The organism is Variovorax boronicumulans, assembly GCF_029892485.1.
Classification (GTDB): domain Bacteria; phylum Pseudomonadota; class Gammaproteobacteria; order Burkholderiales; family Burkholderiaceae_C; genus Variovorax; species Variovorax boronicumulans_B.
In genome coordinates this window covers 198,051-218,252 of sequence record NZ_JARXVG010000004.1, presented here as the reverse complement: position 1 = coordinate 218,252, position 20,202 = coordinate 198,051, and the positions used below count along the sequence as shown (strand labels likewise).

The following is a 20,202-nucleotide window of genomic DNA, read 5'->3' as shown; positions in this document are numbered from 1 at the left end:
AGCCGGGTCCGGCTGCCGTCTTTAGCTGAATTTATAGAGCGCCCGCAAGCTGTAGCAAATCGGCGCAGAGCAAGTATATCCCCCAGGCTTCGCGCACTTCGTGTCGCTTCTCCACCCCCCTTTCCGGGGGCAACACCAGCGGCCCGGCAAAGCCGGTTCCGCGGTGTTCCTGGAAGGAGCCCGCCCTTCTTACCAGCCGACGATCATCACGATGCCCAGCACCAGGAAGATCGCGGCCGAGATGCCATGCACGAGCTTGATCGGCACGCGCCGCACGATCTTCTCGCCCAGCCACACCACCGGCGCATTGGCCAGCATCATCCCGAGCGTGGTGCCGGTGACGACCCAGAGGTAGTCCTGCGTGAAGCGGGCAGCGAGCATGACGGTGGCGATCTGGGTCTTGTCGCCCATCTCGGCGAGGAAGAACGCGACGAGCGTGGTGCCGAAGACGCCGAAGTGCGAGGCGCCGGGGGCGTCGTCATCGTCGAGCTTGTCGGGAATCAGCATCCAGACGGCCATCGCGATGAAGGAGCCGCCGAGGATCCAGCGCAGCACCTCGGGCCCGAGCCAGCGGGTGATGTAGTTGCCGACTGCGCCCGCCAGGGCATGGTTGACGATGGTGGCAGCAAAAATGCCGAGGACGATGGGCCAGGGTTTCCTGAAACGCGCGGCGAGAAGAAGGGCCAGCAGTTGGGTCTTGTCGCCCATTTCGGCGAGCGCAACGACGCCCGTTGCTACGAGAAAAGCTTCCATGATGAACGTGGGGTTCCTTGGGCCGAAGGACGCAATTGACCGTGCAACACCTTCGGCCATTCCCGAAGTTGCACGGTCAAAGGTCTCGCCAGGTGTATTCACTGCACGCGCCATGTCCTGTGTGGGGCAGGACAAGTCTGTTGACGCGGGCCCTCCTCGAAAAACGGAAGGCGGCTACTCCCCAATGACGGGGCGAATTCTAGCTGTAACGCCAATCACCTCATTCCGCTTCGGTAAGCGTGCGCTAGCTTTCCGAGGTTTTGACAAGTGCTACTCCAAGTAGCAAATTCCTGCTTGCTTTTTTGATATTTCACCCATAATGCACGAGCCTCCCTCTTCGTTTTGGTCGGGAGGTAGTTCGGTGATCGGTCAGTTTCGCGCGACTCGACGCTCTCGTTTGAGTGATGCTTTCGGGACTCCATCGCTTTTCTTGATGTGTTTATAGGAGTCCCTTGATGGGCAACAAACTGTACGTCGGCAACCTGCCTTACTCGGTGCGCGACGGTGATCTCGAACAGGCATTCGGGCAGTTCGGTGCAGTGACCAGCGCCAAAGTCATGATGGAACGCGACACCGGTCGCTCGAAGGGCTTCGGCTTCGTCGAGATGGGCAGTGACGCCGAAGCACAGGCAGCCATCAACGGCATGAACGGCCAACCCCTGGGCGGCCGCAGTGTCGTCGTCAACGAAGCACGTCCCATGGAAGCACGTCCCCCGCGCAGCGGTGGTGGCGGCTACGGCGGCGGCGGTGGTGGTTATGGCGGCGGTGGTGGCGGTGGATACGGCGGCGGTGGTGGTGGCGGCTACGGTGGTGGTGGCGGCGATCGCAGCGGCGGCGGCGGTGGTCGCTCCGGCGGTGGTGGCGGTTACGGCGGCGGCGGCGGTGGCCGCAGTGGCGGCGGCGGTGGCGATGGCGGTTTCCGCAGCCCCTACGGCGCAGGTCCCCGTGGCGGTGGCGGCGGTGGTCGCTCCGGCGGTGGTGGTGGCGGCTACGGCGGCGGTGGCAACAGCGGCTACTGAGCGCTCGCGCACACGAAGACAAAAGGCTCCTTGGGAGCCTTTTTCATTGGGCGCTCGCCGGATCGGGCCGGCAGAACGCTCAGCTTTCGCCGCTGCGCTTCTTGCGTCCACGTCCCTGCACGACGCGATCGAGCAGGGCATTCGGCAGCATGCGCATGATCTTGGCGATCACGCCCATCTGCCAGGGAATCACGCGGTAGCTGGTGCCGGCCTCGATGGCGCGCAACGCCTGGTCGGCAAAGTCCTCGGCCTTCATGAGGAAGGGCATGCCGTAGCGGTTGCCCTGCGTGAGCGGCGTGTCGATGTAGCCCGGGCAGACCGTGACCACCTTGACGCCGCTCTTGTGCAGCTCGCCGCGCAGGCTCTCGCAGTACGCGACCACGCCAGCCTTGCTCGCGCAGTAGGCCCCGTGCCCCGGCAGCCCGCGGATGGCCGCGACGCTCGCGACGCCGACCAGCCGGCCGCTGCCGCGCTGCCGCATCGCCGCCACGAACGGATGAAAGGTGGCCATCAGGCCCACGTTGTTGGTCGCGAAAGTGCGCACCATCACGTCGATGTCCTGGCGCTCCGTGGTGTCGATGCCGACGCTGATGCCGGCGTTGGCGATCACCACGTCGGGCAGCCCCTGGCGCTCGATGCAGGCGGCGCCGGCGGCCACGATGCTGTCGGTCTGCGCCACGTCGGCGCTATAGATCTGGTAGCGGGCGGCATCCAATCGACGGCCCGCAGCCCATGCTTCGATTTCCCCCGTTCGCCGGGCAACCAGCGCCAGCCGATAGCCCGCGTCGTAGAACCTTGAAGCCAGGGCCTGGCCGATGCCGCTCGAAGCGCCGGTGATGAAGACGAGCGGGGACGTGTTGGTCATGCGTGGTTGTGTCTTCTTCAGCGCGGCTTCTTGCCGCCGCCCGCGGGCGCGGCCGCCGACGGCACCAAGAGCCCGCGCACCCGGCCGGTCAGGTTGGCCACGCCGCTCAGGTTGTCGTAGTCGAGGTTGTCGGCGGTGAACTGGTCGGTGCCTCGGATCAGCGTGACCGGCTGGTTCGACGTCACCCGCTCGGTGTCGAGGAAGGCATGCAGGAATTCGCCTCGGAACTCCAGGCGTGGCGTCGGCTTGCCGTTCGCGCCCACCGAAGGATCGCGAATGACGACCGCGTTGCCGAACAGCTGGATCTCGCTGCCGTCCGAATTCGAGATTCCCCGCTTGGCCGTGGAACGCGTCGTATAGCCCTGCGGCGAGACGGAACGCATGTTCACATCGTCGACCTCGACGGTGTCGGTGTCCGGGTAGTGCCGGCCTTCCTTGCCGTGCAGTTCGCTGCGCAGGTCGCCGTTGGGCAGAAAGTTCTTGATCACGAAGTCGCGCATGAAGTAGTCGGGCTCATGCGTGGGCGCCACCTTGGCACTGGGCTCCAGCAGCTTGGGCGCGTTGCGCACCAGCCAGTAGGTGCCCAGCGCCACGGCCGCCGTCAGGATGATCGGAAGGTAGATCGTCGCGCGGTCGAGCACGTCGCGCACCAGGCCCCACGCGCTTTTCAGGTTGTTCATGGGTTCGGGCCCCGCGCGGCGTCGAGCAGGTGCCGGTACTGGCCGCAGGCAGTGAGCAGCAGGTCGCAGAATTCGCGCGCCGCGCCTTCGCCGCCGCGCGCCTGGGTGACGTAGCGTGCAATGTCGCGCACCTCGACGTGCGCATTGGCCGGCGCCGCCGCAAAGCCGACACGGGTGAGCACCGGCAGGTCGGGCCAGTCGTCGCCGATGGCCGCGGCTTGCGCCCAGGTGAAGCCGAGCTGTTCGAGCATGACTTGCGCAGCGGGCAGCTTGTCCTCGGTGCCGTAGCGCACGTGCTCGATGCCCAGCGCCTCGAGCCGCACGCGCAGCGGCTTGGAGTCGCGCCCCGTGATCACGGCCGGCACGATGCCCGCCAGGCGCAGCAGCTTCAGGCCGTAGCCATCGAGGATGCTGAAGCGCTTGAGGGTTTCGCCGTGCTCGGTGAAGTAGACGCCGCCGTCGGTCAGCACGCCATCGATGTCGAAGAAGACGATGCGGACATCCTGCGCAGCGAGCAATGTTTCGGCCTGGAACGCGAGCGGCATCAGATGACTTTCGCGCGCATCAGGTCGTTGGTGCTCAGCGCGCCGACCAGCAGGCCAGCCGCGTCGACGACCAGCACGCTGGTGATGCGGTGGTTCTCCATCAACTCGGCCGCCTCGACGGCGAGCGCGTCGGCGCGCAGCGTGCGGGGGCCGGGATGCATAACCTCGGCCGCCGTCAGCGCACGCAGGTCGGCACCGGTCTCTACCTTCCGGCGCAGGTCGCCGTCGGTGAAGATTCCGATCGCGCGGCCGTCGGCGTCGACCACGGCAGTGGCGCCGAGCCCCTTGGAACTCATCTCGCGCATCAGTTCGCTCAACGTGGCGGTGGGCGCGACGCGCGGCACTTCGCCGTCCGAGCGCATCACGTCGCTCACATGCGTCAGGAGCTTGCGGCCCAGCGCGCCGCCGGGGTGCGAGCGCGCGAAATCCTCGGAGCCGAAACCGCGCGCATCGAGCAGTGCCACGGCCAATGCGTCGCCCATCGCCATCTGGGCAGTGGTGCTCGCGGTGGGCGCGAGGTTGAGGGGGCAGGCTTCCTTGGAAACACCGGCGTCGAGCACGATGTCGGCATGGCGCCCGAGCGTCGAATCGGCGCGGCCGGTCATGGCGATCAGCGGCACGCCCTGGCGCTTGACCACGGGCAGGATCACCGTGAGTTCCTGGACCTCGCCGCTGTTGGAGATCGCCAGCACAAGGTCGACCGATTTGATCATCCCCAGGTCGCCATGGCTGGCCTCGGCCGGATGCACGAACATCGCGGGCGTGCCGGTAGAGGCGAGGGTGGCGGCGATCTTGCGGCCGACGTGGCCGCTCTTGCCCATGCCCATCACGACCACGCGGCCGCGCACTTCGAGGATCTTGCGCACGGCATCGACGAAGCTGGGACCGACGCGGTCCTTGAGGCCGAGGACGGCTTCGGCTTCGATGTCGAAAGTGACGCGTGCCCGAGCGAGGATGGCTTCGGGGTCGACCACGGGGGCCGGGGCGGGGCGGGAACTCATCCGCGGGATTTTACGGGGCAGAGTGTTGCCCCCACGCCCGGCACTGCGTGTCCTCGCTGCCCCCCGAGGGGGCCGCTCGCGCCTTGGGGCGGCCCGGCGGCGCTCGACTCGTTTCCTCCGGACCGCACGCGCACGGCTCTTGCTCTAGCATCCGCACCCATGTCTTCGTTCGATCTCACGCTGTTGTATTTGCTGGCCGCGGTGATCGGCGTGGTGGTCTGCCGTTCGCTCAAGCTGCCGCCGATGCTGGGGTATCTCTCGGCAGGCGTGCTGATCGGGCCGCATGCGTTCGCATTGGCGCAGAACTCCGAGGGCATCCGGCACCTGGGCGAATTCGGCGTGGTGTTCCTCATGTTCGTCATCGGGCTCGAATTCAGCCTGCCCAAGCTGCGGGCGATGCGCAAGCACGTGTTCGGGCTCGGACTCCTGCAGGTGCTGCTGACGATGGCGATCGCCACGGCCGGCGCCCTGATCATCGCCACGCAGCTGCCGCCGGCCTGGCGCCTGGGCTGGCAGACGGCGCTGGCGCTGTCGGGCGCGCTCACCATGAGCAGCACCGCCATCGTGGTCAAGCTAATGTCCGAGCGGCTCGAACTCGAGAGCGAGCACGGCAAGCGGGTGATGGGCGTGCTGCTGTTCCAGGACTTGGCGGTGGTGCCGCTGCTGGTGCTGATTCCCGCATTGGGCGCACCGCCCGAGGCGCTGGCCAAGGCGCTCGGGCTCGCGCTGCTGAAGGCCACGTTCCTCATCGGCCTCCTGCTCTACGGCGGACCGCGTGTGATGCGGTGGTGGCTCACCATCGTTGCCCGGCGGCGCAGCGAAGAGCTCTTCATCCTGAACGTGCTGCTGATCACGCTGGGCCTGGCCTGGCTGACCGAGCTTGCCGGCCTGAGCCTCGCGCTGGGCGCCTTCATCGCCGGCATGCTGGTGTCGGAGACCGAATACAAGCACCAGGTCGAGACCGACATCCGCCCGTTCCACGACGTGCTGCTGGGCCTCTTCTTCATCACCGTCGGCATGTCGCTCGACTGGCACATCGTGGTCGAACGCTGGCTCCTGGTGGGCGTGCTGCTGCTGGTGCCGCTCTTCTTCAAGCTGGCGCTGGTGACGGTGCTGGCGCGGGTGCTGGGCGCGACCTCGGGCGTGTCGCTGCGCACCGGCCTGTACCTCGCGCAGGCCGGCGAATTCGGCTTCGTGCTGCTGACGCTCGCACAAGACCGCAGCCTGCTGCCGCCCTGGCTCGCGAACCCGGTGCTGGCGTCGATGGTGCTGTCGATGCTCGCGACGCCGTTCATCATCATGTACAGCAACGCCATCGTGCGAAAGCTGGTGGCCAGCGACTGGCTGCAGCAGTCGCTGCAGATGACCAGCATCGCGCGCAAGACCATCAACACCGCCAAGCACGTGATCATCTGCGGCTACGGGCGCTGCGGGCAGAACCTGGCGCGCATCCTGGAGCGCGAAGGCATTCCGTACATGGCGCTCGACCTGGACCCCGACCGCGTGCGCCAGGCCGCCGCCGCCGGCGATTCGGTGGTGTTCGGCGACGCGGCCCGGCTGCAGGCGCTGATGGCCGCGGGCCTCGCGCGCGCCAGCGCCGTCGTCGTCACGTACCTGGACGTGCCCGGCGCGATGAAGGTGCTGGCCAACACGCGTGCCCACGCGGCCCACGTGCCGGTGATCGTGCGCACGCAGGACGACCACGACCTGGAGAAGCTGCAGGCGGCCGGCGCGACCGAGGTGGTGCCCGAGGCCATCGAAGGTTCGCTGATGCTCGCGAGCCATGCGCTGGCGCTGGTCGGCGTACCGATGCGGCGCGTGATCCGCGTGGTGCAGGACCAGCGCGATGCGCGCTACAACCTGCTGCGCGGCTACTTCCACGGCGCCGACGACGACAACGCCGACGAGATCGATCACGAGCGGCTCAACAGCTTCACCCTGACCCCCGGCGCGCGCGCCATCGGCCAGACGCTGGAGCGGCTGGCGCTGGAGACGCTGGGCGTGCGCGTCGCCACCGTGCGCCGCCAGGACGGCCAGGCCCGCGTGCCCACGAGCGAAACCGTGCTGACGGATGGGGACACGCTGGTGCTGTCCGGCAAGCCCACCGCGCTGGCCATCGCCATCGACCGCCTTCAAAAAGGCTAGCGTCTTCTTCGGGAATACCGCGGAACCGGCTCTGCCGGGCCGCAGGTATTGCCCCCGGCAGGGGGTTGGCGAAGCGGACACGAAGTGCCGCGCAGCCTGGGGGCGAGCTAATTGATCAGCGTGGGGTTGCGCTTTTCTTCCTCGACGCGCTGCTGGCGCCGCACCGCTTCGCACTGCGCATGGGCCTTGAACTCGGGCTTGAGGCACTGCGTCGCCATGCACTGCGCCTTGGCGATGAAGTTGCGGTCAGCGCACAGGGCCTGCGGTTCGGCGGGGGCGGCCGGGGCCGGCGGCGGTGGGGCCGTTGCAGCGGCGGGTGCCGCGGCTTCGGGTGCAGCGGCCTGCGGCGCGGCCGCCGCTTGCTTGCGCGGCTTGGCAGCAGGCTTGGGCGCTGCCGCTGGCGAAACGGGCGCCGCTTCTGCCGCCGGCATCTCGACGGCGGGCGTCTCCGGTGCTGCCGGTGCCGCCGGTGCCACTGTCTCAAGGGGCGGCGGCTCGACGGCTGGCGGTGCGGTAGGCGCCGCCGCAGGCGCGGCAACGGGCGGTGGCGGCGCGTCGACCGGCTCGGCCGTCTTGCGGGAGCCATAGCCATACCAGCCCGCGACAACCATCACCACGGCGACCACCAGCAGGCCCAGCCACAGCACGAGGCCCCGCTGGCGCAAGGGCGGTTCGGGGGGCTCGGGCGGCCGAGGCACCTTGGTGCGCGAACGCTTCCGTTCGGCGCGCTCGGCGCGGGAGGACGAGGACGGCGCGGACGACTGGCCGGGCGCCAGGATCGCGGTTCGCTCGTCGGCGGACGCCTTGCCGAAAAAGCCGCGGGAGGACGGTACAGGTTCGGGGAGGTCGAACAGCGGTGCCGGGATCGTCGGTGCTCGCAACTGGGCGGGCGCGGTGGTGGCCCACTCGCGGTCGGCCTGGCCTTCCGGGCTGGGGGGAGAAGGAATACGGCTCGCCGTTGCGGACAGCGTCGTGCCACAGCTCTTGCAGAAATTCGCGCCCTCACGGTTTTCCGTGCTGCAGACCGGACAGATCAAGGCCATGGCTTACTTACTGACTACTCTCGGAATCGAAAACGGAATTTGCTGAGGAATGCGGCCTGCTGATCGACTCTGGTCGGCCTGCGCCAAGAGGTCTCAGGTCACCGCAACGCGCTTGGAGCGATGGGCCATGCGTTTGGCGATCACGCCACCGAGCGCCATCGCAATTTCCAGCGCCATGTTGGGCTGCCGGTTCGACATTTCCGCAAAGCGGATCGCCGTGAGGCGCCAGACGCGCCCCGCGCTGGTGACGACCACATTGGCCGCGTGCGGCTGGCGCGAGAAAAAAGCACCTTCACCCACCACCGAACCCGGCGTGAGCACGGCCAGCCGCATCTGTTCCTTGCTGCTGACGCGGTGCACGCTGATGCCCCCGCTTTCCACGAAGAACACCGAACGATCCGGCGTGTTCTGCTCGATCAGCACGTCGCCGACGCCGGTGTCGATGGGCTGCAGGTAACCGGCCACCGTGTCCCATTGCTGGACGGTGAACGTCAACGCAAAAGCGTCGGAGCTCGTGTTTTCCGCGATGGCGCGGCTCAGGTTCTGGATGGACATTTTTTCTTCGACCCCCGCATGTGAGCCGAAGTATCGCGAAGGCCGCGCGTTTCGGCTACAAGTGTTTACGTTTCGTCATCCGGCGCGGCGCCATATGTCGCTATTTGCCGATACAGAAGCGCGAAAAGATGACGCCCAGCAGGTCGTCCGCGCCGAACTCCCCGGTGATCTCGTTGAGCGCGTTCTGCGCCAAGCGCAGCTCTTCGGCCAGCAGGTCGAGGAGCTGCGCCTGGGCCGCGAGGTGGCTGGCGGCGAGCGCCAGATGCGTCTCGACCCGGCCCAGCGCCTGCACGTGGCGCGCTCGCGCGAGGTAGACGCCCTCGGGCACGGACTGCCAGCCGGCCATCGCCAGCAACTGCTCGCGCAGCGCCTCGATGCCGAGGCCAGTCTTTGCCGACAGCGCGATGCCTTGGGCGGGCGTGGCGGCGGCGGGTGCGGCGTCATGCTTGTTCCAGACATCGAGCACCGGCACGCTCGCGGGGAGCTTGCCTTGCAGCCCGCGCAGGATCTCCGCATCGGCGGCGGCGTAGTCCGGCTGGTCGGCGCGCGTCAGGTCGTGCAGGAACAGCACGGCGTCGGCGCTCTCGATCTGCCCCCAGGCGCGCGCCACGCCGATCTGCTCGACCTCGTCGGTGCTCTCGCGCAGGCCGGCGGTGTCGGCCACGTGCAACGGCACGCCGTGGATCTGGATGGTTTGCGAGACCACGTCGCGCGTGGTGCCGGCCACCGCGCTCACGATGGCCAGCTCGGCGCCGGCCAGGGCGTTGAGCAGCGAGCTCTTGCCCGCGTTCGGCTGGCCCGCGATGACGACCTTGATGCCTTCGCGCAGCAACGCGCCCTGTTTGGCGCGCTGCTGCACCGCCGCCAGTTGCGACTGCAGCCGCACCAGCTGGCCGGCCGCATCGGCCTTCTGCAGGAAGTCGATCTCCTCTTCCGGGAAGTCGAGCGTCGCCTCGACCAGCATGCGCAGATGGATCAGCGCATCGCGCAGCGTGTGGATCTCGCGCGAGAAAGCGCCCGAGAGCGAACGCCCGGCGCTGCGGGCAGCGGCCTCGGTGCTGGCGTCGATCAGATCGGCGATCGCCTCGGCCTGGGCCAGATCGATCTTGCCGTTGAGGAAGGCGCGCTGGCTGAATTCACCCGGCTCCGCCACCCGCAGGCCGGGCAGGCGCTGGCGCCCGTTGACCGGCTCGGCTTCGGCCGCTGCCTCCAGACAACGCGCCAGCAATAGCTGCAGCACGACCGTGCCGCCGTGGGCCTGCAACTCGAGCACGTCTTCGCCGGTGAAGGAGTTCGGCGAAGGAAAGTGGATCGCCAGGCCGTGATCGACCGGCTCGCCGCCAGCGTCCCGGAACGGCAGGTACGTGGCTTCGCGCGGCTTGAGGGCGCGACCGCAAACCGCCTCGATCAGCGGCGCCAGCCGGGCGCCGGACACCCGCACGATGCCCACCGCCCCGCGCCCCGAGGCGGTGGCGATGGCGACGATGGGATCGGAGGTGCGGGCAAGCGTCATGGCAGCGCGATTCTTTCAGCAAAAAGGCAAAGGGCCGCGGATGCGGCCCTTTGCGGTGGCGAAGGCGCTCGTGCGGCTTACTTGCCCAGCACGCCCAGCCGCTTGTTGATGAACCACTGCTGCGCGATCGACAGCACGTTGTTCGTGATCCAGTACAGCACCAGGCCGGCCGGGAAGAAGATGAACATCACGCTGAACGCGAGCGGCATGATCCACATCAGCTTGGCCTGCATCGGATCGGGCGGCGTCGGGTTGAGCCAGGTCTGGAACAGCGAGGTGGCCGTCATCACGACCGGCAGGATGTACCAGGGGTCCGGTGCCGAGAGGTCGGTGATCCAGAGAATCCAGGGTGCGTGGCGCATTTCGACCGACGACAGCAGCACCCAGTAGAGGGCGATGAACACCGGTATCTGGATCACGATGGGGAAGCAGCCGCCCATCGGATTGACCTTCTCGGTCTTGTAGATCCGCATCATTTCCTGCTGCATCTCTTGCGGCTTGTCTTTCAGCCGCTCGCGCATTTCCATGATCTTGGGGTTGATGGCCTTCATCTTGGCCATGCTGGCGTAGGCCTTGGCGTTGAGCCAGTAGAAGGCCGCCTTCAGCAGCACCACCAGCGCCACGATCGCCCAGCCCCAGTTGCCGATGATCCCGTGCAGCTGGTTCAGCAGCCAGTACAGCGGCTTGGAGATGATCGCGAAGATGCCGTAGTCCTTCACCAGGTCCAGGCCCGGGGCAATGGCTTCGAGCTTCTTTTCTTCCTCGGGGCCGGCGAACAGCGCGCTGTTCACGACCTGCGTGGCACCGGGGGCGATCTTCGGCAGCGTGGCCACCATGGCGACGGTGAAGAGGTTGTCGCCCAGGTCCTTCACGCGGAATTCGCGGCGCAGCTGTTCGCTGGCCGGGTCGCCCTTCAGTAGCCAGGCCGACACGAAGTAATGCTGGACCATCGCGACCCAGCCGTCGTTGGCCGGCGGCGGCGGTTCGATCTTGCCCTTGGCGATGTCCTTGAAGTCGAGCTTGTGGAACTTCTTCTCGTTGGTGTACGCGGCCGGACCGGTGAAGGTGTTGGTGCCGAACATGGTGCCGGCGGCCACGGTGCCGTGGCGCAGCAACTGCATGTAGAGCTGCGCGTCACGCGGCTGGTCGCTCACGTTCACGACTTCGTGGCGCACGCCGATGGTGTAGTCGCCGCGGTGGAACACATAGGTCTTGACGTACTTCAGGCCGCCCACGGGTGCGCTTTCGAAGCCCACCTCGAGCGTGTTCTGGCCGTTGGCCATTTCACGCGGACCGGCCTTCGCCGTCATCGGCGTCAGGTGGTTGGGGAAGCGGTCGCCGGAATCGACCGGGTTCAGCAGCCCGGTCTGCGCCACGTAGCGGGTGGCCGGCGAGCCGTTCTCGAACAGCACCACATGCTTGGTGCGGTCGGCCTCGTCGTACTTCAGCAGCTCGAGGTGATTGACCGTGCCGCCTTCGCTGTCGATGGTGGCCTTGAACAGGTCGGTGGTCACGCTGACCTGCTCGCGGGGGGCGGCCGGCGTGGTCTGCGTGGGCACCGCACCGGCGCTCCCGCCAGCGGCGGCGGATGCGGTCGGCACGCCGTTGCTGCCAGTGCCGGCCGTGCCTGCTGCCGGGGCGGCGGCCACGGCAGCCGGCTTGCTCGACGGCAGGAAGGTCGGCTTGTTGCCGTTGAAGACCTGCCATTGGTCCCACAACAGCACCAGCGAGAACCCAAAAATCACCCACAGGATCGTGCGGCGGATATCGTTCATGACGAAGACTTCTTGTCGGAGGAGAGAAGAGACGAAAACAGCGAGCCTGACTTGTCAGTGCGACACGGTGATTTCGGTGGAACCGGATCGTGGCCGCCCTGGCACCAGGGCTGGCAGCGCGCGATGCGGTGCAGAGTGAGGTAGCTGCCCTTGAGCGCGCCGTGCACCTCCAGCGCCTCGATCGAATACACCGAGCAGGTCGGCGTGAAGCGGCACGACTGGCCGAGCCAGGGGCTCAGCAGCAGGCGGTAGCCCTTCACGAGGCCGATCAGCAGGCGTTTCATGAGGAGGAGGGGGGAGAAGGCGGCGCCGGCGAACGCGCGGCACGCGCCAGCAACTGCTGGAGTTCGGCGCGCACGGCGCCCTTGAGCTTGTCCGAGGACGCGCTCACGAACTCCTTGCGGTCGAAACCCGCCCGCAGCCGCACCACGTGCGCAGCACGAAGCAGGCCGACGTCGGGCGTGGCGCTCACGGTATAGATCTGGCGCTTGATGGCATTGCGCGTGACAGCACGGCGCGCCCAGCGCTTGGGCACCATGGCGCCCAGCCAGACATCGTCGGACGCGAACAGCGGAGCCGCGCTCGATGCGAGATCGAGCGCACAGCGATGCAATGCGAAATGAGCAGTGCGCGCCACGGTGGCACCTGCGAGGACGGCCTGGAATTGCGCGCGGGTCTTGAGCCGCTGCATGGAAACCGAGCCGGACACGCCGTTTGCGCTAGCTGAGGACGCTGGCGCTGGCGGGTCGGCTGCTGGCAACGGCAGGTGGGCTGCCGTCAGACGGCCAGGCGCTTGCGGCCCTTGGCGCGGCGTGCGTTGATGACGGCACGGCCGCCGCGGGTCTTCATGCGGACCAGAAAGCCGTGGGTACGGGCGCGGCGGACTTTGGATGCTTGGTATGTGCGTTTCATGATGGTTCCAGATTCCCTGATTTCCGCATGCGAAAAAGCAGCGGGCGCTGGGGAGCGTGTTTCGGATGGCCCCCGAAAGACGCAATGAGGTTTTCAGGGAAACCCGCAATTATCGCAAACATTCGGGCCGGGAACAATCTTCGACTGGATTTGCGGGCCTTTCGCGGCCGTTTGGAGGCCGTCCACAGCGTGTGGATAAGGTTTTGACAAGTTAGAATGCCCGGCGCCTTCCAGCAGAGAATATCCACAATACCTATACCAAGAAATGCCCGAGGGATTCACCACTTTTCAAAGCGCCCATGTCGACTGACGGCATCGGCGAAAGCCTCTGGCAGGCCTGCGTCGACCAGCTCGCGCAGGAACTGTCCGAGCAGCAGTTCAACACCTGGATCAAGCCCCTGACAGCGCAGGTCGCCGACGACCTTTCGCGCATGACGGTGTTCGTGGCGAACCGCTTCAAGCTCGACTGGATCCGCGCCCAGTACGCCGGCAAGATCGCCGCCATGGCCGAGAAGATGTACGGCCAGCCGGTGGCCGTCGAGTTAGCGCTTGCTCCTCGTGAAGCGCCCTTGCGCTCTGCACCGGTGGCCGTAATGACCGAGACCGATGTCCCGCGCGACGTGGCTGGTCCGGGCGAAGACCCTGCAGCCGCCGGCTTCAAGAACCGCCTCAATTCGGGCCTCACTTTCGACACCCTGGTCGAGGGCACCGCCAACCGCATGGCGCGCGCCGCCGCGATGCACGTGGCCGGCATGCCGGGCCACCTGTACAACCCGCTTTTCATCTACGGCGGCGTCGGCCTGGGCAAGACCCACCTGATGCACGCTGTGGGTAACCGGCTGCTGGCCGACCGCCCCGATTCCAAAGTTCTCTACATCCACGCCGAGCAGTTCGTCTCGGATGTGGTCAAGGCCTATCAGCGCAAGACTTTCGACGAGTTCAAGGAGCGGTATCACTCGCTCGATCTGTTGCTGATCGACGATGTGCAGTTCTTCGCCAACAAGGACCGGACGCAGGAAGAGTTCTTCAACGCGTTCGAGGCCCTGCTCGCCAAGAAGTCGCACATCGTGATGACCAGCGACACCTATCCCAAGGGCCTGGCCGACATCCACGAGCGCCTGGTGTCGCGCTTCGATTCGGGCCTCACGGTCGCCATCGAGCCGCCCGAGCTCGAGATGCGCGTGGCCATTCTTATCAACAAGGCGCGCGCCGAATCGGCCGAGATGCCGGAAGAAGTGGCTTTCTTCGTTGCCAAGAACGTGCGCTCCAACGTGCGCGAGCTCGAAGGGGCGCTGCGCAAGATCCTGGCTTACTCGCGCTTCAACCAGAAGGAGATCTCGATCGCCCTGGCGCGCGAGGCGCTGCGCGACCTGCTGTCGATCCAGAATCGCCAGATCTCGGTCGAGAATATCCAGAAGACGGTGGCCGACTACTACAAGATCAAGGTCGCCGACATGTACAGCAAGAAACGCCCGGCCAGCATTGCGCGGCCGCGGCAGATCGCGATGTACCTGGCCAAGGAGCTCACGCAAAAGAGCCTGCCGGAAATCGGCGAGCTGTTCGGCGGGCGCGATCACACGACAGTGCTGCATGCGGTGCGCAAGATCTCGGGCGAGCGCCAGCAGCTCACCGAGCTCAACCAGCAGCTGCACGTCCTCGAACAGACGCTCAAGGGCTGAAGCCGGATGCCACCCGAAATGCCCCTCGCGACAGCGGAGAATGGCGTCTTACAAGCTGATTCAAAGAGATAAGAGAAGAGGAAGAAGACATGATCGTTTTGAAGGCAACCCAAGACAAGGTTCTTGCTGCGCTGCAGTCGGTCGCGGGCATCGTGGAGCGGCGCCACACCCTGCCGATCCTGGCCAACGTGCTGATCCGCAAGACCGGCGGCCAGCTCCAGCTGACCACCAGCGACCTCGAGATCCAGATCCGCACCACGGCCGAACTCGGCGGCGACGAAGGCAACTTCATCACCACCGTCGGCGCGCGCAAGCTCATCGACATCCTGCGCACCATGCCGGCCGACCAGACCGTGAGCCTGGAGTCGAGCGCGAGCAAGCTGGTGCTCAAGGGCGGCAAGAGCCGCTTCACGCTGCAGTCGCTGCCTGCCGAAGACTTTCCGCTGGTGCAGGAAGCCGCCAATTTCGGCCCCGTGTTCAGCGTGCCGCAAAAGACGCTGAAGGACCTGCTCTCGCAAGTTTCCTTCGCCATGGCCGTGCATGACATCCGCTACTACCTCAACGGCATCCTGTTCGTCGCCGAAGGCAAGCAGCTGAGCCTGGTGGCTACCGACGGCCACCGCCTGGCTTTCTCTTCCGCCACGCTCGACGTCGAAGTGCCGCGCCAGGAAGTGATCCTGCCGCGCAAGACGGTGCTCGAAATGCAGCGCCTGCTGTCCGACGCCGAAGGCGCCATCGAGATGCAGTTCGCGAACAACCAGGCCAAGTTCAGCTTCGGCGGCATGGAGTTCGTCACCAAGCTGGTCGAGGGCAAGTTCCCCGACTACAACCGCGTGATTCCGAAGAACCACAAGAACACCGTCACGCTCGGTCGCGCACCGCTGCTGGCCAGCCTGCAGCGCACCGCGATTCTGACCAGCGAGAAGTTCAAGGGCGTGCGCCTGAACATCGAGCCGGGCACGCTGCGCATCGCATCGAACAACGCCGAACAGGAAGAAGCCCAGGACGAGCTCGACATCGACTACGGCGGCGACGCCATCGAGATCGGCTTCAACGTCACCTACCTGATCGACGCGCTGTCGAACATGGACCAGGACATGGTCAAGCTGGACCTTGCCGACTCCAACAGCTCCGCGTTACTGACCATCCCCGAGAACGCATCCTTCAAATACGTCGTGATGCCGATGCGTATCTAGCAGACAGACAACAAAGCGCCTTGCGCAGACAACCCGCGGCCCTCCGCGGGTTTGCGCTTTCAAGAGGCGGCGAATCGAGATCCTGAGAGCCCGAAAAATCACGTCGATGCCGTGAGAGAGATAGAGGAATATCCGAATGAGTGCAGAAGAAAACAAGCCCGAAGTCCCGCACACCGAGCCGGTCTACACCCCTGAAGTGCAGGTGGTGCCACCAGAAGCCATCGCGGCCGATACCAGCTACGGCGAAGGCTCGATCACGATCCTCGAAGGGCTTGAAGCCGTGCGCAAGCGCCCCGGCATGTACATCGGCGACACCTCCGACGGCACGGGCCTGCACCACCTGGTGTTCGAAGTGGTGGACAACTCCATCGACGAAGCGCTCGCGGGCCATTGCGACGACATCGTCGTCACGATCCACAGCGACAACTCCATCTCGGTGACTGACAACGGCCGCGGCATCCCCACCGGCGTGAAGATGGACGACAAGCACGAGCCCAAGCGCTCGGCCGCCGAAATCGCGCTCACCGAACTGCACGCCGGCGGCAAGTTCAACCAGAACAGCTACAAGGTCTCGGGCGGCCTGCACGGCGTGGGCGTGAGTTGCGTGAACGCGCTGAGCATCAAGCTGCGCCTGATCGTGCGCCGCGAAGGCAAGATCCACGAACTCGAATTCAGCCGCGGCTTCGTGCAGAACCGCCTGCTCGAAACCGTGAACGGCTTCGAGGTCTCGCCCATGAAGATCATCGGCGACACCGACAAGCGCGGCACCGAGGTTCACTTCCTGCCCGACACGGAAATCTTCAAGGAAAACAACGATTTCCACTACGAAATCCTCTCCAAGCGCCTGCGCGAGCTGAGCTTCCTGAACAACGGCGTGCGCATCCGCCTGCTCGACGAGCGCACCGGCAAGGAAGACGACTTCTCGGGCGCCGGCGGCGTGCGCGGCTTCGTGGAGTTCATCAACAAGGGCAAGACCGTCCTGCATCCGAACTCGTTCTATGCAGCGGGCGAGAAGCCGGCCGAAACCTACGGCGGCATCCCCGGCACGCACATCGGCGTGGAAGTGGCGATGCAGTGGAACAGCGGCTACAACGAGCAAGTCCTCTGTTTCACCAACAACATCCCGCAGCGTGACGGCGGCACCCACTTGACGGGCCTGCGCGCTGCGATGACCCGGGTCATCAACAAGTACATCGAAGAGAACGAGTTCGCGAAAAAGGCGAAGGTCGAGGTCACCGGCGACGACATGCGCGAAGGCCTGTGCTGCGTGCTGAGCGTGAAGGTGCCCGAGCCCAAGTTCTCCAGCCAGACCAAGGACAAGCTGGTCTCCAGCGAAGTGCGCGCGCCGGTGGAAGACATCGTCGGCCGCCTGCTCACCGACTACCTGCAGGAACGCCCGAACGACGCCAAGATCATCTGCGGCAAGATCGTCGAGGCCGCCCGCGCCCGTGAAGCGGCCCGCAAGGCCCGCGAAATGACGCGCCGCAAGGGCGTGCTCGACGGCATGGGCCTGCCCGGCAAGCTGGCCGACTGCCAGGAAAAAGATCCTGCCCTGTGCGAGGTCTACCTGGTGGAGGGCGACTCCGCCGGCGGCTCCGCCAAGCAGGGCCGCGACCGGAAGTTCCAGGCCATCCTGCCGCTGCGCGGCAAGATCCTGAACGTCGAGAAGGCGCGCTACGAGAAGCTGCTTACCAGCAACGAAATCCTCACGATGATCACCGCGCTCGGCACCGGCATCGGCCGCGCCGGCGCTACGACCTCGGGTGGTGGCGCGGACGACTTCAACGTCGCCAAGCTGCGCTACCACCGCATCATCATCATGACCGACGCCGACGTGGACGGCGCCCACATCCGCACGCTGCTGCTCACCTTCTTCTACCGGCAGATGCCGGAGCTGGTCGAACGCGGCCACATCTACATCGCGCAGCCGCCGCTCTACAAGGTGAAGGTCGGCAAGGAAGAGCAATACCTCAAGGACGGTCCCGCGCTGGACGCGTTCCTCCTCAAGGTGGCGCTGAAGGATGCACGCATCGAGACCGGTGGCGCCAACTCCACCACGCTCTCGGGCGACACCCTGGGCGAGCTGGCGCGCAAGCACCAGGTGGCCGAGGCCGTGATTGCGCGCCTGCGCAACTTCATGGACGCCGAGGCACTGCGCGCCATCGCCGACGGCGTGGCGCTCGACCTGGACACCACGCCTGCCGCCGAAGCCTCGGCCGTGGCGCTGCAGGCCAAGCTGCGCGAGCTCAACACCACGGGCATTCCGGCCGAGGTGAGCAGTGAATTCGACGCCCGCACCGACAAGCCGCTGCTGCGCATCAGCCGCCGCCACCACGGCAACATCAAGAGCAGCGTGCTCACGCAGGACTTCGTGCACGGCGCCGACTACGCGGCGCTGGCCGAAGCCGCCAACACCTTCCGCGGCTTGCTGAGCACCGAAGGCGCGCTGGTCAAGCGCGGCGAGGGCGAACGTGCCAAGGAAGAAAAGGTCGACGACTTCCGCCAGGCCATGAAGTGGCTGATCAGCGAAGCCGAACGCGCCACCTCGCGCCAGCGCTACAAGGGCCTGGGCGAAATGAACCCCGAGCAGCTGTGGGAAACCACGATGGACCCGACCGTGCGCCGCCTCCTGCGCGTGCAGATCGACGACGCGATCGAAGCGGACCGCGTGTTCACGATGCTGATGGGCGACGAGGTGGAGCCGCGGCGCGAGTTCATCGAGCAGAACGCGTTGCGGGCGGCGAATATCGACGTTTGAGCGTGTCGGGCGACACGAAAAGTGAAAAACGCGCCAAGTAAGTGAAAAAGCTCCGACGCGGAAAGTGAAAAATTTCCGCGTCGCCACCCTTGCTTTAGCCGCTGTCCACCGTGCCTCGTAAAAGCTCAGTGTGGCTGGCTCGGGGCGGCGCGGCAGTGCGGCTCAAGCGCGGCAGCTTGGCCTATCTCCTGATCAGCACCATGCCCTGCTGATGCCGTCGCCCGCTATCGGCGAGGAGGCGCGAGAGGAGGCTGCCAACCTGCCACAGGCCCAACATGCACATCGATTCCGTACGCATACTGCTCTTGGTGGTACGGAGCGCCTCGATAAAGAATCGCATCGGAAGTCTTGGCGAGCTCACGATAGAGCTGATTGTCTGTGGCGCAGCCATAGAGAAGCGCTGCGCACAAACGTTCGTCACCGCTGGATGCCACAACGGTCATATAAAGAGCATGCTCATCCGGTTCGCTCACTTCAACGCCCCATCCGGCTTCTCGCAAAGGTCGAACCAGATCTTTAATGCAATCCTCCGACAAAATTGCTTTTCGCAATGTCGCTCCATCGTCTGTGGGTAGCTCCGGAACGAGTCGTCCATGCCTTTGAAAATGTTCTTGCTCTAGCAGATGTAGCGCCATCTGCGTCTGACCTCGTAGTAACGCTTGTTGCCAGAGCAGAGTGCTGTCCTCGTTCATGTCGGGGAACAGGAGCGGCACTAGATTGGAATCGTCGTGCCAAGACTCAATTACGCCGAGCGTGGCCAGGGCGACAACAAGTCGCGTGAAGTTCGCTGATTGCTGCCAGTCCGACGAGGTGCCATGCGCGAACAGGTGACGGTTCAACCATGTTGTACCGTCGTACTCACCTGTGTGGCGGAAGAACGATCCATTCAACCATCGCCTGAACGTCTCGAACGTAAAGACACGTTCATCCTGCCCAAACAGATAGTCGGTAGTAAGGTACTCCCTCGGAACCCACATCTTGTTGAAATGCAGGCTAGCTGCCAAGGTGGATGCTCGATCAATTGCCCATTTGATCTGTTCGGGTATAGGTAGGTCTGGGGAGGCGCTTATTCTTTTCAGCGATCCTTCGACAACCGGGATGAGTGCTGCAATGCTTGAAGCCCTGTGCCCGCTATAAAAGGCTAGGTAGGCCTCACGCGCCAGCGGCGCGAATTCGGCGAGGCTCCGTGCACGAGGCAGCAGTTGCGCAATGCATACGGCTTGAAATGCAAGTGTGTAGACGGTCGACGTGTGATAGTCGAAAAGCTGGATGGCCTCTTCGCGAGAACGATGCTTGGTCTCCCTTAGTAGCTCTTCAATTTTCCCGCGAGAAACCCAGAGCGGCGAAAACCATTCCATTTTTTCCCATAGGCTGGCGACAAGATCCGCTCTTTTCCTGTTTTCCTGCCACTTCGGATCGTCGTTGGCCGAAACTCTCGGGAAACAAGCAATGCCCCCCTCAACCGTTAGCACGATAGCTCGGGTGGTCTGAAAGATCCCGACGTCACGCTCATCCACGTCAAGAACATCAAGTCCCCGTTGCTCTGCCCAAGACGACACTTTTGAAACGTTCAAGTCGTCAAATGTGGACAGACTAAGTGCTCTTCGCCAAAGGGCTAGAAAATGTTTGTGATGTTGGTGTTGGCTCATATCCAGGTGGCGCTTGCGTGCCTACTTGGCGCGTGCTTTTTTGTCATATCAGCAGCGTGACATTCGCGCTGACGTTGAACGGAAATCCGCCTCGATGCCAGTTTGTCACGCCGA

General features: G+C 65.3%; 18 protein-coding genes and 1 riboswitch. Of the genes, 5 read left to right on the top strand and 13 right to left on the bottom strand.

The window, feature by feature from the left end; translation table 11 throughout:
* Positions 1-189: 189 nt before the first annotated feature.
* Positions 190-753: a TMEM165/GDT1 family protein gene (locus M2282_RS11480; protein ID WP_280808917.1), complete on the bottom strand. Its 564-nt coding sequence runs from the start codon at positions 751-753 to the stop codon at positions 190-192.
* A 17-nt stretch (positions 754-770) separates the two neighbouring features.
* Positions 771-948: riboswitch (yybP-ykoY riboswitch) on the bottom strand.
* 260 nt (positions 949-1,208) lie between these two features.
* On the opposite strand from M2282_RS11480, the gene M2282_RS11475 reads away from it, so the two are divergent.
* On the top strand, positions 1,209-1,772 hold the full coding sequence (locus M2282_RS11475; RefSeq protein ID WP_280808916.1) for an RNA recognition motif domain-containing protein: 564 nt from the start codon (positions 1,209-1,211) through the stop codon (positions 1,770-1,772).
* Positions 1,773-1,851: 79 nt separating this feature from the next.
* On the opposite strand, the gene M2282_RS11470 is transcribed toward M2282_RS11475, so the two are convergent.
* Genes M2282_RS11470 through M2282_RS11455 form a run of 4 tightly spaced genes read right to left on the bottom strand, consistent with a single transcriptional unit; the run spans position 1,852 to position 4,863 of the window.
* Positions 1,852-2,637 carry an SDR family oxidoreductase gene (locus tag M2282_RS11470; RefSeq protein ID WP_280808915.1) on the bottom strand — a complete coding sequence of 262 codons (786 nt, stop codon included), beginning with the start codon at positions 2,635-2,637 and terminating at the stop codon, positions 1,852-1,854.
* Positions 2,638-2,654: 17 nt separating this feature from the next.
* Entirely contained in the window at positions 2,655-3,317 is a 663-nt protein-coding gene (gene lptC, locus M2282_RS11465; protein ID WP_280808914.1) for an LPS export ABC transporter periplasmic protein LptC, read from the bottom strand.
* Complete coding sequence (locus M2282_RS11460; protein ID WP_280808913.1) at positions 3,314-3,862, bottom strand: KdsC family phosphatase; 549 nt, start codon at positions 3,860-3,862, stop codon at positions 3,314-3,316. The genes lptC and M2282_RS11460 overlap by 4 nt, the downstream gene beginning before the upstream one ends.
* Positions 3,862-4,863 carry a KpsF/GutQ family sugar-phosphate isomerase gene (locus M2282_RS11455; protein ID WP_280808912.1) on the bottom strand — a complete coding sequence of 334 codons (1,002 nt, stop codon included), beginning with the start codon at positions 4,861-4,863 and terminating at the stop codon, positions 3,862-3,864. The genes M2282_RS11460 and M2282_RS11455 overlap by 1 nt, the downstream gene beginning before the upstream one ends.
* Before the next feature lie 159 nt (positions 4,864-5,022).
* Here M2282_RS11455 and M2282_RS11450 point away from each other — a divergent pair, with 159 nt between their 5' ends.
* Entirely contained in the window at positions 5,023-7,008 is a 1,986-nt protein-coding gene (locus M2282_RS11450; protein ID WP_280808911.1) for a monovalent cation:proton antiporter-2 (CPA2) family protein, read from the top strand.
* A gap of 107 nt (positions 7,009-7,115) precedes the next feature.
* Here M2282_RS11450 and M2282_RS11445 read toward each other — a convergent pair whose 3' ends face one another.
* The 7 genes from M2282_RS11445 to rpmH all read right to left on the bottom strand — a co-directional run bounded on the left by M2282_RS11445 (position 7,116) and on the right by rpmH (position 12,806).
* Positions 7,116-8,051: a zinc ribbon domain-containing protein gene (locus M2282_RS11445; RefSeq protein ID WP_280808910.1), complete on the bottom strand. Its 936-nt coding sequence runs from the start codon at positions 8,049-8,051 to the stop codon at positions 7,116-7,118.
* Between the two features lie 93 nt (positions 8,052-8,144).
* Entirely contained in the window at positions 8,145-8,606 is a 462-nt protein-coding gene (locus M2282_RS11440) for a Crp/Fnr family transcriptional regulator (RefSeq protein ID WP_280808909.1), read from the bottom strand.
* Positions 8,607-8,706: 100 nt separating this feature from the next.
* Positions 8,707-10,119, bottom strand: coding sequence for a tRNA uridine-5-carboxymethylaminomethyl(34) synthesis GTPase MnmE (gene mnmE / locus M2282_RS11435; protein WP_280808908.1), 1,413 nt, complete (start codon positions 10,117-10,119; stop codon positions 8,707-8,709).
* A 77-nt stretch (positions 10,120-10,196) separates the two neighbouring features.
* On the bottom strand, positions 10,197-11,894 hold the full coding sequence (gene yidC / locus M2282_RS11430) for a membrane protein insertase YidC (protein ID WP_280808907.1): 1,698 nt from the start codon (positions 11,892-11,894) through the stop codon (positions 10,197-10,199).
* Positions 11,891-12,178 (bottom strand): membrane protein insertion efficiency factor YidD, encoded by a 288-nt coding sequence (gene yidD / locus M2282_RS11425; protein WP_013544365.1) that lies wholly within the window; start codon positions 12,176-12,178, stop codon positions 11,891-11,893. Before yidD ends, yidC begins: the two co-directional genes overlap by 4 nt.
* Positions 12,175-12,585 carry a ribonuclease P protein component gene (locus tag M2282_RS11420; RefSeq protein ID WP_280809182.1) on the bottom strand — a complete coding sequence of 137 codons (411 nt, stop codon included), beginning with the start codon at positions 12,583-12,585 and terminating at the stop codon, positions 12,175-12,177. Before M2282_RS11420 ends, yidD begins: the two co-directional genes overlap by 4 nt.
* 86 nt (positions 12,586-12,671) lie before the next feature.
* On the bottom strand, positions 12,672-12,806 hold the full coding sequence (rpmH, locus tag M2282_RS11415) for a 50S ribosomal protein L34 (RefSeq protein ID WP_007834827.1): 135 nt from the start codon (positions 12,804-12,806) through the stop codon (positions 12,672-12,674).
* Between the two features lie 299 nt (positions 12,807-13,105).
* On the opposite strand from rpmH, the gene dnaA reads away from it, so the two are divergent.
* From dnaA to gyrB, 3 genes are all read left to right on the top strand, one after another.
* On the top strand, positions 13,106-14,485 hold the full coding sequence (gene dnaA / locus M2282_RS11410; RefSeq protein WP_280808906.1) for a chromosomal replication initiator protein DnaA: 1,380 nt from the start codon (positions 13,106-13,108) through the stop codon (positions 14,483-14,485).
* Positions 14,486-14,574: 89 nt separating this feature from the next.
* Entirely contained in the window at positions 14,575-15,681 is a 1,107-nt protein-coding gene (gene dnaN, locus M2282_RS11405; RefSeq protein ID WP_280808905.1) for a DNA polymerase III subunit beta, read from the top strand.
* Between the two features lie 136 nt (positions 15,682-15,817).
* The gene (gene gyrB / locus M2282_RS11400; protein ID WP_280808904.1) at positions 15,818-18,439 is read left to right on the top strand and encodes a DNA topoisomerase (ATP-hydrolyzing) subunit B; all 2,622 of its coding nucleotides are present in this window, start codon (positions 15,818-15,820) and stop codon (positions 18,437-18,439) included.
* A gap of 224 nt (positions 18,440-18,663) precedes the next feature.
* Here gyrB and M2282_RS11395 read toward each other — a convergent pair whose 3' ends face one another.
* Entirely contained in the window at positions 18,664-20,013 is a 1,350-nt protein-coding gene (locus M2282_RS11395) for a hypothetical protein (protein ID WP_280808903.1), read from the bottom strand.
* Between the last annotated feature and the right edge of the window lie 189 nt (positions 20,014-20,202).

Excerpts from the sequence above, each read along its gene's own strand:
- M2282_RS11475 (WP_280808916.1), top strand. The coding sequence starts at position 1,209 with ATGGGCAACAAACTGTACGTCGGCAACCTGCCTTACTCGGTGCGCGAC.
- M2282_RS11440 (WP_280808909.1), bottom strand. The coding sequence starts at position 8,606 with ATGTCCATCCAGAACCTGAGCCGCGCCATCGCGGAAAACACGAGCTCC.
- yidC (WP_280808907.1), bottom strand. The coding sequence starts at position 11,894 with ATGAACGATATCCGCCGCACGATCCTGTGGGTGATTTTTGGGTTCTCG.
- rpmH (WP_007834827.1), bottom strand. The coding sequence starts at position 12,806 with ATGAAACGCACATACCAAGCATCCAAAGTCCGCCGCGCCCGTACCCAC.
- lptC (WP_280808914.1), bottom strand. The coding sequence starts at position 3,317 with ATGAACAACCTGAAAAGCGCGTGGGGCCTGGTGCGCGACGTGCTCGAC.
- M2282_RS11450 (WP_280808911.1), top strand. The coding sequence starts at position 5,023 with ATGTCTTCGTTCGATCTCACGCTGTTGTATTTGCTGGCCGCGGTGATC.
- dnaN (WP_280808905.1), top strand. The coding sequence starts at position 14,575 with ATGATCGTTTTGAAGGCAACCCAAGACAAGGTTCTTGCTGCGCTGCAG.
- M2282_RS11480 (WP_280808917.1), bottom strand. The coding sequence starts at position 753 with ATGGAAGCTTTTCTCGTAGCAACGGGCGTCGTTGCGCTCGCCGAAATG.
- M2282_RS11470 (WP_280808915.1), bottom strand. The coding sequence starts at position 2,637 with ATGACCAACACGTCCCCGCTCGTCTTCATCACCGGCGCTTCGAGCGGC.
- mnmE (WP_280808908.1), bottom strand. The coding sequence starts at position 10,119 with ATGACGCTTGCCCGCACCTCCGATCCCATCGTCGCCATCGCCACCGCC.
- M2282_RS11455 (WP_280808912.1), bottom strand. The coding sequence starts at position 4,863 with ATGAGTTCCCGCCCCGCCCCGGCCCCCGTGGTCGACCCCGAAGCCATC.
- yidD (WP_013544365.1), bottom strand. The coding sequence starts at position 12,178 with ATGAAACGCCTGCTGATCGGCCTCGTGAAGGGCTACCGCCTGCTGCTG.
- M2282_RS11445 (WP_280808910.1), bottom strand. The coding sequence starts at position 8,051 with ATGGCCTTGATCTGTCCGGTCTGCAGCACGGAAAACCGTGAGGGCGCG.
- M2282_RS11420 (WP_280809182.1), bottom strand. The coding sequence starts at position 12,585 with ATGCAGCGGCTCAAGACCCGCGCGCAATTCCAGGCCGTCCTCGCAGGT.
- dnaA (WP_280808906.1), top strand. The coding sequence starts at position 13,106 with ATGTCGACTGACGGCATCGGCGAAAGCCTCTGGCAGGCCTGCGTCGAC.
- gyrB (WP_280808904.1), top strand. The coding sequence starts at position 15,818 with ATGAGTGCAGAAGAAAACAAGCCCGAAGTCCCGCACACCGAGCCGGTC.
- M2282_RS11460 (WP_280808913.1), bottom strand. The coding sequence starts at position 3,862 with ATGCCGCTCGCGTTCCAGGCCGAAACATTGCTCGCTGCGCAGGATGTC.